Here is a 15,604-nt window from a genome sequence, read left to right as displayed (position 1 = left end):
ATCAGGAGGTCTCCTTCGCTGCTTTCAGAATGAGGTCGGTGGTCGGCCCCGGTTTCGAGATCATCGCGACGTGCGAAGCGTTCACCTCGACCTGGTGGGCGCCGGCGCGCTGTGCCATGAAGCGCTGAGCGGCAGCCGGAATGACCTGGTCGTTCCTGGCGACGAGCGTCCAGGACGGAATGGTCTTCCATGCCGGTACGCCGGATGGCTGGCCGAGCGTGTTCAGGTCGGCGGGCCGCTGGGTGCTCGCCATCGCGGCGGCGGTGGAGGCGGAGACGTCGGCCGCGAACACCTCGCGGAACAGGGACGGCTTGATATAGCCGTCGACGCCGCCCGGGTACGGCCGGAGGTCCAGCGCTGCCGGGCCGAGGCGGCTGCCGGGGAACTGCGTGGACAGTCCGCCGACGGTGTCTGCGGCGTCGGGGGCGAAGGCGGCGATGTAGACCAAGGCCTTGACGTTCGGATTTCCGGTGGCGGCGTTGGTCAGTACGAAGCCGCCGTACGAGTGTCCGACCAGAACGATCGGACCGCTCACAGTCGCGAGGACGCTGCGCAGGTACGCGCTGTCCGAGTCCACCCCGCGCAGTGGGTTCGCCGGCGCCAGTACCGGATAGCCCTTGCGCTGGAGGTTGCGGGCGACGTCGTTCCAGCCGGACGCGTCGGCGAACGCCCCGTGCACGAGCACGACGGTTGGCTTGGGGCCATGGGTGGAGACGGCGGTGGCGGACCCGGCCATGCTGAAGACCAGGGCGACCGCGAGCAGGAGATGGGGAACTGGCCACTTTCGCAGGAACATGGTTCTCCTCGGAGTCGATCGAGCGCAGCGGGACTGAGGAAACGGCGATCGCTCCAGTGGGGCGCCTGGTGCCCGAAAACCTAGCTGTGCCACGGCCGTGCGCCGTAGGATGTCGCTGCACGGTTCTGGGCTGCGAGTGCACAGATCCGGAGTCGTGCCGGGGCGGATGTCTAGTGCCAGGGGGCGGTTGGATGGCCGTGCTGCTCGAGACGGCCACGTTGCCGAGGCAGGACCGCGCGGAGGCTTTCTACGCGGCCATGATGTCCGCGAGCGTGCCCTCGCGGGTCGAGCACGAGGACCGGCACGGCGAAGTGCATGCCCGGATGGACTTCTGGCAGCTCGGTGCTCCGGACCTGTTCCGCAACGAGGGATCGGGCATCCGGCTGGTCCGTACGCCGAGGCACGTCCGGATCGGTGCTCCCGAGCGGCTCGCGCTCGCGGTACAGGTGATCGGGTCCGGCCAGTTCAGCCAGGACAATACCGACCGGCGCGTCCACACCGGTGAGCTGATGCTGGTGGACCTGACCGCCCCCTACGACTTCGCCTGGAGCGGTCACGGCGCATCCCAGGCCTTCCAGATCGACTACGACGACCTCGGGTTGAGCGTCGAGACGGTACGCCGAGCGGCCCAGCGACTGCCGAGCAGCCCTCTGTACGAATTGGTGCTCCACCATCTCACCGTGCTGCCGGTGGTCAGCGACTCACTCCAAGGCACGCCGGCGGCCGAGGCACTCGGCGCGGCAACCACCCAACTCGTCCGTGCGCTGCTGTCATCCGCCGCCGACGACCGGCAGTGGCATCCCGCGGTGGGAGACGTTCTCTTCACCAGGATTCTTTGGTACGCCCGCCGGCACCTGACCGATCCGGAGCTCAGCCCGGCCCGCATCGCCGCGGAGCACAACATCTCACTGCGGTACCTGTACAAGTTGTTCGCCGGTCACCAACTCAGCTTCGAGCAATGGCTCATCGGCGAGCGCCTCGCCGGTGCGCGCCGGCAACTGGCGTCACCCGAAAGCCGGCACCGGCCCGTGGCGGCGATCGCCGCCGAGTGGGGCTTTCTCGATCCTGGCCACTTCACCCGGCGCTTTCGCAGAGCCCACGGGATGACGCCACAAGAGTGGCGCCGTCTGCACAGCAACCCCGATTGAGTTGCGGTCCTGCCTGACGACCGATCCCGGTGATGAGTTGTTGTGGTCGTGGCCGTCATACGTGTGACTGGACACGGTGCGACGGGAGGATGGCGCGATGAGTGTGGATCTGGGGCTGGGTGAGGTTGACGAGGCCGGGTTCTCGGGGATGGTGGAGAGGCATCGGCGGGAGCTGCATGTGCACTGTTATCGGATGCTTGGGTCCTTTGAGGACGCGGAGGATGCGGTGCAGGAGGCGTTCTTGCGGGCCTGGCGGGGGCGGGAGACGTATGAGGGGCGGTCGACTTTCCGCGCTTGGCTGTATCGGATCGCTACCAATGCGTGTCTGGATCTGCTGGCCAAGTGGCGGCCGGAGCCTGCGGTCGGGGGTGAGGTGTTGTGGTTGCAGCCTTATCCGGATCGGTTGCTGGATGAGGTTCGGGCGGGGGATGCGGATGAGCCGGAGAGTGTGGCCGTTGCTCGGGAGACGATCGAGTTGGCTTACCTGGTCGCAGTACAGCATCTGGCGCCGCGTCCGCGGGCGGTGCTGATTCTGCGGGACGTGTTGGGGTGGCCGGCGAAGGATGTCGCGGAGGCGCTCGGGGATTCCGTCAACTCGGTGAACAGCGCGCTGCAGCGGGCTCGGGCGGGGATGCGGGAGCACCTGCCGGCTGAGCGGCAGGACTGGACCGGTGGTGAGGAGGACGCTGGGACCCGCGAGTTGGTACGCCGGTTCACCGAAGCCAGCGTGGCCACGGATATCGACGGGCTCGCCGCGATGCTGCGGGATGATGTGCGCAGCTCGATGCCGCCCACGCCGGGCCTGTACGTCGGCCGCGAAGCGGTGGTGAGCGACTGGATCGAGAGCGGTTTCGAGGGCATGAAGGGGCTGCGTGGCGTCCTCACCTCCGTGAACCGGCAGCCCGCCGTCGCCTTCTACCAGTGGCAGAAGAAGGAGGCCGCGTACCTACCCCTCACGCTGGACGTCCTACGCATCACCGGCGGGTCGATCACCGAGATCACCACCTTCCACGCCGACCAGTTCCAACGCCTGGACCTGCCTGCCCGCCTCCCGGCTGACGGCACGGAGTAGGACATGGACAGCATGAATGGCGCCGGGACTCTGACGGGATCGGGTCGGAGCCGGTATGCCCATCCGCTCCGCAGGCTGGTGAGTATCGGGGTTGTCGCCACGGTGGCCGCGATGGCCGCGAGCACCCTCGCCGCCGCACTCGCTCAGGCCGTTGGAGTCGACTTCGAGGTCCCAGCTGGTGGCGAGACGATTCCGTTGGCTGGATTCGCCGTGGTGACTGGCTTCTTCTCGGCAGTGGGCGTCGTCATCGCCACCGCTTTCCTGCGGTGGAGCGCGCGCCCCGCCAAGCGGTTCGTGTGGACGGCAGGGTCGCTGACCGCGATCTCGTTGGTCCCGCCGCTGCTCGCCGGGACGGACGCCGCCGCCACCGGCGCCCTCGTCGCGCTGCACCTGATCGCAGCGACGGTGATGATCCCAACCCTGACACGTAGTCTTCGCGCGCAGACCGATTGATGTTGTCGTCAGAGGTCGGCCGCGAGTTCGCGGAGATGCTGGGTCCGATCGGGGAGGTCGGACAGCAACTGCTCGACGTCCTCCTCGATCGTCCGGCGATCGCCCATCCACCAGGTGGGTGGGTTTCGGTTGAGGGAGACGAGGATCCGGTCGTAGAGGACTTGCAGGTCGTGCCTGGTGACGCTGAAGAACAGGTCCTGGCCGGGCCAGGAAATGTTGCCTCCGGCACCGGTGTACGCGGTGAGGACTCGTTTGATCGGCTCAGGCTCACCGGCGCCGAAGATGTACGCGACGCGGCCGGCTTCGAGTGCGGCGCTGTCGATCCGGACGCTGTCCCAGTCGACCAGGACCGGGCCGGTGGAGGTCATCAGCAGGTTGTGGGTTTTGAAGTCGCCGTGCGTCGTGACCGGGTCTGGTGCGACTTCGCACAGCTCCTCGATCCGGCTGGACAGCGCAAGAACAACGGGCAGGCGTTCGCGGGCTAGCGATGACCATCGGCGGCCGAGGGTCTGCGCTTCGTCGAGCCATTCTTCCCAGGTTGCCCTCGGCCAGATCGGTCCTCGCCACCAGTCCGGTAGGCCGACGAGTTCTACCGGCGCCAGTTGGTGGATCTGCGCCATCGTGCGGCCCAGCCAGCCAGCAACGTCATCATCAGCGTGCAGTGGTCGATGGTCGATCCAGCGGTACGTGCGAAAGAGCCGACCGTTGAGCAGTGCAACCCAGCCCAGCCATGGGTCGACCGGTGGGATCGGCTCTGCCATGTCGATGCCGGCCTCAAGGGCGCGGCGTTCGAAGGCCATCGCCGACTCGAGCTGGTCGGGCACACCGTCTGGGGTGAACTGCAAACCCATGCCGTCCCAGGCGCCCTTCACGAGGTAGCTGCCGCGGTCGGTGTCGAGTCGCCAGGTTTCCGTGGCGCCGCGCCGGACCAGCACCAGGTCCGTCAGTGGCCGCCCTAGGTCGAAGGCCTGCGCGATCACCTCCGGAGCCGGCTTGTCCACGATTCGCCAACGGTCGCCGCCGGCGCGGAGTTCCGTCAGCTGCGTTCGCGCCAGGCGTGTTCGGCGAAGCTGAAGAGGCGTTGCGGGGTCATGCGCAGCCAGGCCGTTGCCCAGTCGAGGGCGCCGCCGTTGTTGCGTCGTACGGTGAGGTCGACGACTTCGGAGGGGACCGTTGTGAGGACCTCGGCGGGGCCTTCGGTCAGTACTGCGGCGTGTGTGTCGTGTTCGCCTTCCAGTACGGACAGAGCGAGCCACGGATTGGCTTGTACGTTGCGAAGGCGGATCGCCGCGCCGAGGGTGGGGAGCCAGAACGCCTCTGCGTAAGGCGTGAACAGGGTCGGGGCGGCGTGGGCGCGGCCGTCGGCGCGGGTGGTGGAGGCTAGGGCATAGCTGCGGCGCTGCAGGTACTCGGCCAGTTGTGGTCCGGTCAGCCGTCGCTCTGGTGGGTACGCCGTGCGTACCGCGCCGCCCTTGCTGAAGGACGCTTCCTGCAGATCTCCCAGCCAGGTCGCCAGGTTCGGGTCATCCATGAGTCGGATCTTAGGGGGCGGGACGGCGTTGCGTCCGCCGACCAGGTTGTCGGAGCAGGGAACCGTGTTTTAGAGCGAAAACTGACCAACAACCCACAGATCCGGACATGAGGTCAGCACGTGGCGTCAGGGATGCGACGCTTCAGGTCAACCCGGCACTTCGGAACCGAGCGTCGGATTCGGCGATTGTGAGATCAAACAGTGTCCAGCTCGAGAAAAGTAGTGTTCGTCGTCTTCGATGGGGTGAAAAGTCTGGATGTGGTAGGTCCGGCCGAGGTCTTCGCGGAAGCGAACCTCTTCGGGGCGGCCTACTCGTTGTGCTACGTGTCACCCTCGGGCGAGGCCGTTGCTACCTCGACTGGTCCGGTCATGCCGGTCGATGGTCCCGCGGGGAGTGTTTCGCACGCACACACAGTCGTGGTCTGCGGCGGCGACATACTTGTCGGCGCGCCCATCGATCCCGATTTGGTGGCTGCAGTCCGGTTGCTTCGCGAGCGGACACACCGTCTCGTCTCTATTTGCACCGGATCATTTGCCCTGGCTGCCGCAGGCACACTGTCGGGGCGTCGGGCAACTACCCATTGGCGCCATGCGCAGACTCTTGCCCGAGCCTTTCCTGATGTCGATGTCGTACCGGATGCGCTCTTTGTCGAGGACCGCGGGGTGTTCACGTCGGCGGGAGTGTCCGCCGGGATCGACCTTGCGCTGGCGTTGGTCGAGGCCGATCATGGCCCCGACATCGCACGTGCGGTAGCTCGGAGTCTTGTTGTCTTCATGCAACGTCCAGGTGGCCAGTCGCAGTTCTCCGCGCCGCTGGAGTTGAGGCCCGCACGGACGCCGACCCTCCGGGACGTCGTCGACCTCATTTCGGCAGATCCTGGTTTGGATCACAGCTCCAGTCGTCTTGCCGACCAGGTCGGGGTGAGCCAGCGCCACCTCGCGCGGCTCTTCCAAACAGAGTTCGATATGACGCCTGCCAGGTATGTCGAGCAAGTCCGGCTTGATCGCGCCAAGTCGATGCTGGATTCGGGATACAACGTTGCGGAGACGGCAGAGGGAGCGGGATTCGGGAGCACGGAATCAATGCGTCGTACATTCGTAACTCGGTTAGGGATCTCGCCCAGTCAGTATCGCGGCCGGTTCAAGAGCACTGCATCGCGTAAAACCCTCTAGTGACTGGACTCGCCAGTTGTTCTCCTCAGTGATCCGGCGAGTCGAATCTTCTTCTTGCCTATTGTTTTCGGCACGAGCAGTGACATCCGAGTCCCGGGTGCTTCTTCCGCATTTCGCCGGGCGAGTGCCGAAAGAGTGCGATGGATATCGTGCGACGGATACCGGGCATAAGCCTCACTGATCGCGCCAGGCGGTAGATGCCACCTGCGGATGCCGGCAAGATCTGCCATGGCCCCGCACTGGACGTAATAGCCGATCGGGTCCACGGACCTGTCCAGGCCAGGTGTCGCATGCGCAACCACGGCGTCGGCAGCCTCGAGAGCCCTGCGGCGCGGCTCGCCGGCGCTGGCGAAGACATCAAGGATATTGTCCGCGGATCGACGGGTGAAATCTTCTCCTGGCACACTGGCAAGCATTCCTGAGTCGTGCAGCAGCGAGGTCACGAAGAGAATCTCCGAGTCCACGCTGATCTGATCCGCCTGGGCCAAGGCTGCTCCGAGCAGCCACGTCCGATAGCTGTGGAAGAGCAGCGTGGCGCCTTGCCGGCCGGCCACTTCGATGGCAGTTCTCGCCGCCTCTGTGTCAGGAACCTCCGGAAAAGAAAATGCCTCGGCCGAGCGTGACCTGGTGATAGGCCACATAATAAAGCCTGCCACTGCCGTTGCAACGAATTTTCGCATGCCGGTGCGGACAGCCGAACGCTCAGCGCGATTCAGTACGCCGTTCGTTCTGCAGATCCATTCGTAGCTGGTCATCGCTGACGACGAGGGTGCCGGGGCCGGTCCACTTGCTGCGTCGCCGCTTGCGCACACGAGGGCTCCAGGAGATAAAAAAGTGGGAGGAGGATCAACTACTTTCAGTGTTTTCGATCATAGCTGCCGCCGGTCGGACGCGAACTGCTTCTGGCCAGATCTGTGGGGCTTTTGTCAGCTTCTGCACTTCAGTGCGACGCAGAACTCGAAGAAGCTGGAGCTGATCAAATCGACGTCACCACCGGAGGCACTGGACCTTGACCCGCGAACTGTTCACAGCCGAAGAACTCGCAGCGTTCAAGGCAGCTCAGCGTCTCGCCTTCGACGCGACTCTCTCGATCGAAGCCGAATTGCACGAAGGGATCACCGAGCGGCAGGGGGCCGCGAGGCTCGAGCACTGGCTGCGGGCGCGGGGAGTTTCTCACTTCTTCCACTACGGATTTGTCTGGTTCGGTGACCGCACTCGATTCCTGAACTTTCCGCCCTTTCCGCGGCGGGTCCGGGATCTCTTCGATCGCCGCATGGCTCATTTCAGTAGGCACTACCGGCCGAGCGACCGCCCGTTGAAGCAGGGGGATGCCGTGATTCTCGATATCGGCCCCATCTATCGGCGTGGGGCTGCCGATATCGGGTACTCCTGCACCCTCGGCGAGCCAACTGCAGAATTCCATGAAACTCGGATGGCGCTCGCCCCCTTTCGTCGGATGATTCTGGATATGGTGCGAAATGGCGATACCCAGGGCGAGATCGACAAGAGAATAGACGTCCATGTCAAAGACCTGGGTTATGTCAACATTCATGCGCTGTACCCCGGGTCTGCAGTCGCCCACCGGGTCGGCCGGGTGCCGGGCCTGCGGTTGCCGACGTTCAACGTGAAAGGGTTCAGTCCGCAGACCGTCGGTTACCTGGCCGGCGATGTCATTGGGTCCGCCCTGCGTCGAGACGTTCACTCCGCACCGTTCTGGAAGCCGGCATCCGACCGGCCTTGTGGGCCGGGTCTATGGGCATTCGAGCCGCACATCGGCCGGGGCAGCGTCGGTGCGAAATGGGGTGAGGTTCTCGTGGTGACCGAGGAGACCGCGTACTGGCTCGACGACGACCTGCCCCATGTGCGCTATTGGGCTGACCACGGCCAGAACATTCCAGGAATACTTTGATGCGTGTCCGAATTCATGTGTGAAAGAAAGGAAATGATGAGTACCTCGAAGTGGATTTCCGGGAAACGATCGCCCAATATGCGCCTGAAGTTGGCGGCTGTGGTTGCCGGCCTGGGTGTTGCCGCTACTGTCGTCAGCGGATGTGATGCGTCGACGCCTGCCGCCGGAGCGAGTACGCCGGCAACGATGTCGACGAGTGCCATGGCGCATGGCGCCAACACGGATGCCGAGGTGAAGTTGTACACAGCTCAGCGGAATCTGTGGTCGCAGCACATGGAGTGGACCTACTCGACCGTCAATGCGTTCTTCCATGACCAGAAAGCGCTGCAGCCGACGGTGGACCGGCTTCTGCAGAATCAGCGGGACATCGGAACGGCGTTCGCGGCCTACTACGGCCCTGACAAGGGCAAGCAGTTGACGGCCCTGCTGACGACTCACATCAATGACGCGGTCCCGGTATTGAAAGCTGCTCAGGCAGGTGACAAAGCTGGACTTCAGTCGGCAATGAACGCTTGGTACGCCAATGCCAAGCAGGTCGCGGACTTTCTGTCGTCGTTGAACTCTGGTAGCTGGCCGGTTGTGGACAGCGAAGCGATGTGGCATGAGCACATCGATCAAACGGCCGCATATGCCGTGGATATTCTGAAGAACGACTTCACCGGCGCGATTCGTGACTACGGGAAGGCCGAGGAGCACATGGCTTCGATGGCCGACATGTACAGCGAGGGAATCATCAAGCAGTCGCCGGACAAGTTCACTGGCTAGACCTGGCTAGGTGGCGAGGTACTGGTCGGGTAGTGAGGGCCAGCGTTCGGAGGCCCAGGTTGACCAGGTCTGGTGGCCGGTGGGGGCGGGTGGGATCTCGGAGCCGTGGAGTTCTTCGTCGTCCGGGGCTTGGAACTGGGATCGCCACTGCGTCAACTCGACGTCGGTCATCCGGAAGGTCTCGTCGGGGGTGGTGGCGAAGCGGTTGGTGACTCGCCTGCGTTGCTCCTGGTGGTCGATCGGGAGGTAGACGACTTGGCTGCGGGCGCCGAGAGTACCGGCGATCCAGCGGAGGGCGGAGCGTTCGTCCTTGCCCCAGAAGCCGAAGTCGAAGACGACGTTGGTGCCCAGTTGGGCGGCGCGCATGCCGAGCTGGATCAGTTTGCCTTCGACCAGGTCGCGTTTGTCCGGCGGGTTCTGGTCGCCGAACAGCGCGATCTGCCACTCGTCCGGGGTGAGGCGTAGGGCCGGGGTGGTGAGTTCCAGGTGTTTGGCGTGGGTCGTCTTGCCGGCGCCGGGTAGGCCGACGATGAGGTACACGGTTGCGGACATGTGGTCAGGAGTACTGGGCGGTGCGGTAGGTGAGTAGGCCTTGTACGCCCTTGAGGAAGGTGTCGCAGACCTCGGTGGGGTCGGCCAGGCAACCGGCGGCCATGGCGCCGTCGCGGAGCATGATGAAGTGGCGGGCCGGAGGCTCGGGGAACGCGTCGCCCAGCTGGGTGAACAGGTCGGCGATGGTGGTGGCGAACCACTGGCGATGGGCGAGGACCGCCTGGTGGACAGGGTGTTCGGGGTCCGGGTACTCGGCGGCGGCGTTGAGGAAGGCGCAGCCGCGGAAGCCGGGGGAGGTGATGCCGGCGGTGATCGACTTCGCCGCGGCACGGATGCTGTCGGCCGCTGAGTCGGCACCGGCGATGGCCTGTTCGATCTGGTCGCGCTCCAGCTGGGCGACGCTGTGCAGGTAGGCGACGACCAGTTCTTCCTTGCCGGTGAAGTGCCGGTACAAGGTTGCTCGCGTCACCGAGGCCTCGGCGACGATGCGGTCGATGCCCACAGAGTGGATGCCCTCGGTGTAAAAAACCCGCGTCGCGGTGTCGAGCAGGCGCAGCCGCGCTTCGGAGATCCGTACCTCACCCATCTGCCTGAGCGTAACAGATAGGTAGAACGTTCTGTCTTGACAAGACGCAGCCGGTCGCCGATGGTTGGCAGAGATAGAACGTTCGGTCTCTTTGAAGGGCTCATCCATGACCACGATTGAAGCCACCACCGCCGGGATCGCTCCGGCCCTGCGCCGCCTGTACTTCGGACGCTTCGCGTTCGCCATCGTCTGGGCCGGGCTGATGTTCGCCACCAAGTCCGGCCTCGGCCCGCTCGCCGTCACCCTGATCGTCCTGTACCCGTTGTTCGACGTCGCCGCGGCAATCGTGGATGTCCGTACCACCGGCCCGACCCGCGGGCTCTACGTCAACATGGCGATCAGCCTGCTGGCCGCGATCGGACTGGCGATCGCCGCCGCTTCCGGCGTACCGGCGGTACTGCGTGTGTGGGGCGCCTGGGCGGTCGTCGCGGGCCTGATCCAGCTGATCGTGGGCGCCGGCCGTCGCAAGCTGGGAGGCCAGTGGCCGATGATGCTGAGCGGCGGAATCTCCGTGCTGGCTGGGCTCTCGTTCATCGCCGGAGCATCCGCAACCGACCCGAAGCTGACCAACGTCGCCGGGTACGCCGTCCTCGGTGGAATTTTCTTCCTCGTCTCGGCGATCCGGCTAGGCCGTCAACAGGCCGGTACCGTGCGCTAGGGCGGCCGCCTCGGTGCGCGTCGTGACGGAGAGCTTGCGCAGGATCCGGGTGACGTGGGTCGCGACGGTGTTGGTGGAGACGAACAGTTCGCGGGCGATCTCGGCGTTGGACAGGCCGCGGGCGAGGACCTTCAGGACGACGAGTTCTCGCGCGGTCAGCCCGTAGGAGTTGGCCACGACGGGTGTTTCGGCCAAACCTGCCCGGGCGGTCAAGGCGGCGATCTCCGTCAGCAAAGGCTTGGCGGAGAGGCCGGTGGCCAGGGCCTGGGCTTCGGTCAGCCGGAGGCGGGCGCCGGGTTTGTTGCTGGTGGCAAGGGCTGCCGAGGCGGCGGCGGTCAGCGTCATCGCCAGTTCGTAGGGCTCGGCCAGCGCCCGCCAGGCGGCGACGGCGTCGTCCCAGGACTTCAGGGTGCTGGATTCGGCCGCCTCGGCGGTGCGGAGGACGGCGGCGACGGTGGGCCAGCGGGATTCGCCGTCGGCCAGTCGAGCCCGTACTTCGGTGAGGCGGGTGGCGGGTTGTCTGCGGTGCGAGCGGGAGAGGCGCTCGAAGTAGACGGCGACGAGGAGTACCCATGCCGTTTCGTAGTACAGGATGTCGTTGCTCGCGAGGACCTTGTCGAAGTGGTCGGCGAGGACCTTCTCGGCGGCGTCGAGCTCGCCCCGGCCGGCCAGGACCAGGACTCGCAGGCTGGTGAAGAAGTGCTCGAAGGCAGCGGGACGGCGGTCGCCGAAGGTGTCCTCGGCGATGCTGATCAACTCGCCGGCGTAGTCGAGATCGCCACGTCTGCAGGCGATCTGGGCGACCAGGAATCGCAGAGCGGCGTCGTGGCGCGGTGGCGGGCCGTCCGCGAGGGCGTCGTCGACGACGTCGAGTGCCTCGTCCCAGCGGCCCAGGTAGAACAACGCGTAGGCACGATTCTGGGCCAGCATGCTGCCGCGGGCGCGGCCGAGTCCCCAGCGTTCGGCTGACTGTTGCGCGGCCGCGATGAGAGCGACAGCCTCCTCGCGGCGACCGTTCTTGTTGAGGGTCAGGCCGGCCCATTGGACGGCGGTCAGGTAGGTGTAGTGGTCGCCGCCGGCCTCCGCCGCCGCACGGCAATCGGCGTACTGCTTCAAGGCCGACTGGACGTCGCCGTTGCGGTCGTCGACCCAGCCGAACACCAGCAGCGCTGCCGCTCGCAGGCTGTCATCTCCGCGCGCGAGCTCGTATGCCTCTGCAGCGCAGGTCTGGGCGCGCGACTGCAATCCGTCGATGCAGTGCAAGTAGGCCAGGGATGAAAGCAGCCTGCTCCGCAACGCGTCGTCGGCTCCGGGCGGTACCAGTTCGACGGCCTTGGTCAGGTCGTCGATCCCGCTGTTGTCGATCCGGTTGCGCAGCAGTCCTCGGAGTCCGAGGAGTCGAGCGGCCCGCGCGGACTCTGTAGCGATGTCCAGGCCGGCCAGCGCTTCGGTCGCGTAGGCAACTCCGGAGGTGGATCGTCCAGCGGCATACGCAGCTTCAACCGCGGCAAGGAGGACGTCGACTCGTTCCTGGGCAGGGGAGCCGGCGGACCACAGGGTGAGAACACGCTCCAGAAGGTTGAGTTGCTCGTCATAGGCGTGCTGCTGCGAGGCGACCGCGGCTGCCCGCCACGCGGCCTGGAAGGACAGTGCAGGCTCGCCGGCTGCTGCCCAGTGCTCGGCCAGTGCCGCTGACGAATTCGTACGGTCCGCCAGCACTCGCGCATAGCGCGCGTGGAGCCGGCGCCGTTGCCCGGGCAGCAGTGAACCGTAGACAGCCTCGCGGATGAGGTCGTGCCGGATCGCATAGCCGTCGGCCGTGGCGACCAGTTGGTTGCGTTCGATCAGCTCGCGCAATGCGTCGTCGGGCTCGCTGTCGCAGACCTCGGACAGCAGGTCGTCGGTCACCTCAGCACCGGCGACCGCGATCGTCTCCAGTAGTTGGCGAGCATTCGGCGACAGGTCGGCGACGCGGTCGAGTAGCAGCGTGGTGAGATTGGCGAGCCCGGCGGGCGAAGTACCGGATGCTCTGAGAGCCTCTACGAACAACGGGTTTCCGGCACTGCGTTGGTGGATCTCGGCGCTGACCACCGGATGCGCAGGTTGACCCTCGATCGCGGAGAGCAGTGCGCCGACCTGCTGGCGGCTCAGTGGTTGCAACTCCAGCTGGACGATCTCGGCGCGTCGCCCGAGTTCGCCGAGCAACTGGCGCGTCGGATGACCGGCCACCAGGTCGCCGGTACGAACCGTGCCCACCAAGAGCACGGCCCGCGGCCCGAGATTGCGGGCCAGATAGACGAACAACTCCCGACTCGACGCATCCGCCCACTGCAGATCCTCGATCAGTACTACGACAGCCCGGTCCCGCGCCGCGTGGTCGAGCAGCGTCATCAGCTCCTCGAACAGCCGGATCTGGCCGCCGTCTGCAGGAGTCAACCCGAGTTCGGGGAGCCAGGCGGCCAGCGCCGTACCGTCGGAGGGCAGCTCGGCACGCAGTCGCTCAGCACCCCAGGTGCGCAGGAGATCGCGCAGTACGGCGACGAACGGGACCCACGGCGTACCGCCCGCGCCGAGCTCCAGACAACCGCCGGACAGGACGAGCGGATCGCCCGGCAGCGAGCCGAGCGCGGTCGACGTCAGGCGGGACTTGCCGATGCCGGCCTCACCCGAGACGAGCACCGTGACCGACTCGCCCCCGGCGGCCTTCTCGTACGCCGCCAGGATCTCGGCCAGCTCATCGCTGCGCCCGACCAGCTCCGGACTGACGATCGTCGTCGGCATGCCGCCCATCGTCGCATCAGCAGGGTCCGGGATCGGATGTCACCAGATCGGATGACGACCGGGGTGGCTGTCGGCGGCCAGGGTTGATGCATCAGGACGACCAAACAGGAGGAACCCGAAATGACCGACACTTCGCACCGTACCGTCGTAGCGAACATCTCCCTGACGCTCGACGGACGGGTGAATGGCCCGGGCGGCGACTACGACCAGAGCTGGGTCGTGCCGCACGCGGTCAGCCGCGTCGCACTGGCGCACATGACCCGGGTGACCGGGCCCGCGACCACCGCGCTGCTCGGCCGGAAGAACTACGAAGGCTTCGGCGGGTACTGGCCGACCGTCGCCGACGACGAGACCGCGCCGGTGGAGAGCCGGGAGTTCTCGCGCTGGCTCAACGAGGTCGACAAGGTCGTCTTCTCCACCACGCTGCGCAACGCTGCCTGGCAGAACAGCCGGATCGCGACCAGCGACCCGGTCACCACGGTGAAGGAACTGCGTGAGCAGCGCGGCGGCGACATCGTCGTACTGGCGAGCGCGAGCGTGATCAAGGTGCTGCTCGCGGCGGACGAGATCGACCGGCTCTCGGTGACGCTGTGCCCGGAGCTGGTCGGCGGTGGCGTCCAACTCTTCGACGAGACGGTCACGCGCGGCTCGTGGACGCTCGTCGACTCCACTCCGACGGACAGCGGCGCCCTCTGCCTCCTGTACGACCGCAAGCGCGACTGACCGGCTCGTTTTGACGGGGTGCGCACGGTTGGGCACGCTGTGTGCGGGACGCCTCGGATCCGCACCGCCCAGCCGGATCGAGGCGAGACGCCGGAGGTACCTGAAATGGTTCTTCGAACGGTCCGATTGTTGACGGCTGCCCTGCTCGCCGGGGCCTGCGCTCTAGGGACTTGTGCTCTGGGGACTACGCAGGCCGAGGCGAGGCAGGCGGCCGAGCCGCCGAGTTGGCCGGTGTTCATCGTCAGCGTGCCCAACGGCCGGGTCGCCGACCTGGACGGCGGCGGAGTCGACGAAGGCCACAAGATCCAGGAGTGGCCCGCGAACGGCTCGGCCGCCCAGCAGTGGCTGGTGCAGCGGGATGGCGATCACTACAAGATCAGGCTCGAGAGCAACCACGCGTGGTGCCTGTCGAGGGATCAGGCGAGGGTCGTACTTCGCAGTTGCACAAGCAACTCATCCGGCTGGGATGTCGAGGACCTCGGCGGACGGTTCCGGATCAAGGACCCGGCCGGCGGCTACCTCCAGGTCGTCGCCACCGGCCCTTCGAACGGTCGCGAACTGATCACCAGCTCCGACTCGGGGGCGGGCGCCGAGTGGTACCTCAACGGCCTCGACGTACCGCGCCGCGCGATGCCGGCCGACCCGCGTCTCGACCAGGTCACCTTCCTGGCCGCGCACAACGCGATGGCCAACACGGACGAGGGGTTCTGGGGGCGGTTCCCCAACCAGTCGTACCGTCTGAAAGACCAGCTGACCCAAGGAGTACGCGGTCTGCAGATCGATGCCTATGCGTACCAGGGTGATGTCCGGATGTGCCACGGCAGTTGCTGGGGCAACGAACGGACGTTGACGGCGGGGCTGCAGGACGTCGTCGACTTCCTCAACGCGAACCGCGACGCGATCGTCACGGTGTTCATCGAGGACTACACCAGCGTCGAGGAGCTGCGGGCAGCCGTTGCCCGGGTCAACGGGTTCGCCGATCGCGTCTTCAATCCCGGGCAGGCCGGAGTACGGCAGAACGGCTGGCCGCGCATCTCCGAACTGGTCGCCCAGAACCGCCGCCTGCTGGTCTTCTCACAACGCTCCGGGCGCGACTCGTACGGAGTGATGTTCGACCGCGACTGGACCGCCGAGAACTACTGGTCGCTGGGCTCGAGCGGCAACGACATCCAGTGCTACAGCCGCTGGGACGAGGTCCCGCTCGCCAAGGAAGAGCCCGGCTTCCGCCGCCTCTACTCCATGAACCATTACCGCGACATCCCGTCGGAAGGCTCCGCCACCGCCGACAACGGCACCAAACTCACCAACCGCATCCGCCGCATCTGCGGCCCGGCCGCCGGCCGCAAGCCCAACTACGTAGCCCTCGACTTCTACCAGAAACCCGAAGGCGGCGCCGTCCGCAACCTGCTCGCGGACCTCAACACGTACTGGTGAAACGCTCGGCTACCCGGACATGA

The 15,604-nt window shown here is 66.1% G+C and carries 16 protein-coding genes; 9 read left to right on the top strand and 7 right to left on the bottom strand.

Features of this window, described 5'->3' with window-relative positions; all coding sequences use genetic code 11:
• Nucleotide 1 precedes the first annotated feature (1 nt).
• The gene (locus ACIA12_RS12955) at nt 2–796 is read right to left on the bottom strand and encodes an alpha/beta fold hydrolase (RefSeq protein WP_396367118.1); all 795 of its coding nucleotides are present in this window, start codon (nt 794–796) and stop codon (nt 2–4) included.
• Between the two features lie 191 nt (nt 797–987).
• On the opposite strand from ACIA12_RS12955, the gene ACIA12_RS12950 reads away from it, so the two are divergent.
• From ACIA12_RS12950 to ACIA12_RS12940, 3 genes are all read left to right on the top strand, one after another.
• Entirely contained in the window at nt 988–1,944 is a 957-nt protein-coding gene (locus ACIA12_RS12950; protein ID WP_396367117.1) for a helix-turn-helix domain-containing protein, read from the top strand.
• Between the two features lie 97 nt (nt 1,945–2,041).
• Nucleotides 2,042–3,016, top strand: coding sequence for an RNA polymerase subunit sigma-70 (locus ACIA12_RS12945; RefSeq protein WP_396367116.1), 975 nt, complete (start codon nt 2,042–2,044; stop codon nt 3,014–3,016).
• Nucleotides 3,017–3,019: 3 nt separating this feature from the next.
• Nucleotides 3,020–3,469 carry a DUF6069 family protein gene (locus ACIA12_RS12940; protein WP_396367115.1) on the top strand — a complete coding sequence of 150 codons (450 nt, stop codon included), beginning with the start codon at nt 3,020–3,022 and terminating at the stop codon, nt 3,467–3,469.
• 8 nt (nt 3,470–3,477) lie between these two features.
• Here ACIA12_RS12940 and ACIA12_RS12935 read toward each other — a convergent pair whose 3' ends face one another.
• Both ACIA12_RS12935 and ACIA12_RS12930 read right to left on the bottom strand, forming a co-directional pair.
• A complete protein-coding gene (locus ACIA12_RS12935; RefSeq protein WP_396367114.1) occupies nt 3,478–4,470 on the bottom strand; it encodes a phosphotransferase in 993 nt (330 codons plus the stop codon).
• A gap of 35 nt (nt 4,471–4,505) precedes the next feature.
• The gene (locus ACIA12_RS12930) at nt 4,506–5,000 is read right to left on the bottom strand and encodes a pyridoxamine 5'-phosphate oxidase family protein (protein WP_396367113.1); all 495 of its coding nucleotides are present in this window, start codon (nt 4,998–5,000) and stop codon (nt 4,506–4,508) included.
• A gap of 222 nt (nt 5,001–5,222) precedes the next feature.
• Between ACIA12_RS12930 and ACIA12_RS12925 the strand changes: the two genes are divergently transcribed.
• Entirely contained in the window at nt 5,223–6,173 is a 951-nt protein-coding gene (locus tag ACIA12_RS12925) for a GlxA family transcriptional regulator (protein ID WP_396367112.1), read from the top strand.
• Here the strand turns inward: ACIA12_RS12925 and ACIA12_RS12920 are convergent.
• On the bottom strand, nt 6,170–6,928 hold the full coding sequence (locus ACIA12_RS12920; RefSeq protein WP_396367111.1) for a hypothetical protein: 759 nt from the start codon (nt 6,926–6,928) through the stop codon (nt 6,170–6,172). The two genes, ACIA12_RS12925 and ACIA12_RS12920, sit on opposite strands and share 4 nt — an antisense overlap.
• A 254-nt stretch (nt 6,929–7,182) precedes the next feature.
• Here ACIA12_RS12920 and ACIA12_RS12915 point away from each other — a divergent pair, with 254 nt between their 5' ends.
• Nucleotides 7,183–8,082: a M24 family metallopeptidase gene (locus ACIA12_RS12915; protein WP_396367110.1), complete on the top strand. Its 900-nt coding sequence runs from the start codon at nt 7,183–7,185 to the stop codon at nt 8,080–8,082.
• 3 nt (nt 8,083–8,085) lie between these two features.
• Nucleotides 8,086–8,847: a hypothetical protein gene (locus tag ACIA12_RS12910; RefSeq protein WP_396367109.1), complete on the top strand. Its 762-nt coding sequence runs from the start codon at nt 8,086–8,088 to the stop codon at nt 8,845–8,847.
• A gap of 6 nt (nt 8,848–8,853) precedes the next feature.
• Here the strand turns inward: ACIA12_RS12910 and ACIA12_RS12905 are convergent, their stop codons facing one another.
• Together ACIA12_RS12905 and ACIA12_RS12900 are read right to left on the bottom strand one after the other, a co-directional pair.
• A complete protein-coding gene (locus ACIA12_RS12905) occupies nt 8,854–9,399 on the bottom strand; it encodes an AAA family ATPase (protein WP_396367108.1) in 546 nt (181 codons plus the stop codon).
• 4 nt (nt 9,400–9,403) lie between these two features.
• Nucleotides 9,404–9,985, bottom strand: coding sequence for a TetR/AcrR family transcriptional regulator (locus ACIA12_RS12900; protein ID WP_396367107.1), 582 nt, complete (start codon nt 9,983–9,985; stop codon nt 9,404–9,406).
• A gap of 106 nt (nt 9,986–10,091) precedes the next feature.
• Here ACIA12_RS12900 and ACIA12_RS12895 point away from each other — a divergent pair, with 106 nt between their 5' ends.
• The gene (locus tag ACIA12_RS12895) at nt 10,092–10,643 is read left to right on the top strand and encodes a hypothetical protein (RefSeq protein ID WP_396367106.1); all 552 of its coding nucleotides are present in this window, start codon (nt 10,092–10,094) and stop codon (nt 10,641–10,643) included.
• Here ACIA12_RS12895 and ACIA12_RS12890 read toward each other — a convergent pair.
• Nucleotides 10,611–13,424: a helix-turn-helix transcriptional regulator gene (locus ACIA12_RS12890; protein ID WP_396367104.1), complete on the bottom strand. Its 2,814-nt coding sequence runs from the start codon at nt 13,422–13,424 to the stop codon at nt 10,611–10,613. The genes ACIA12_RS12895 and ACIA12_RS12890 overlap by 33 nt on opposite strands.
• Nucleotides 13,425–13,544: 120 nt before the next feature.
• Here ACIA12_RS12890 and ACIA12_RS12885 point away from each other — a divergent pair, with 120 nt between their 5' ends.
• Together ACIA12_RS12885 and ACIA12_RS12880 are read left to right on the top strand one after the other, a co-directional pair.
• The gene (locus ACIA12_RS12885) at nt 13,545–14,147 is read left to right on the top strand and encodes a dihydrofolate reductase family protein (RefSeq protein WP_396367102.1); all 603 of its coding nucleotides are present in this window, start codon (nt 13,545–13,547) and stop codon (nt 14,145–14,147) included.
• 105 nt (nt 14,148–14,252) lie between these two features.
• Nucleotides 14,253–15,581, top strand: a complete 1,329-nt coding sequence (locus tag ACIA12_RS12880; protein ID WP_396367101.1) for an RICIN domain-containing protein — start codon at nt 14,253–14,255, stop codon at nt 15,579–15,581.
• The last annotated feature ends 23 nt before the right edge of the window (nt 15,582–15,604 follow it).

It is taken from the genome of Kribbella sp. NPDC051620 (assembly GCF_044453825.1).
In the GTDB taxonomy this organism is placed as follows: Bacteria; Actinomycetota; Actinomycetes; order Propionibacteriales; family Kribbellaceae; genus Kribbella.
Note: the sequence above shows the minus strand (reverse complement) of the source record. Positions and strands in the feature narration are given on the sequence as shown.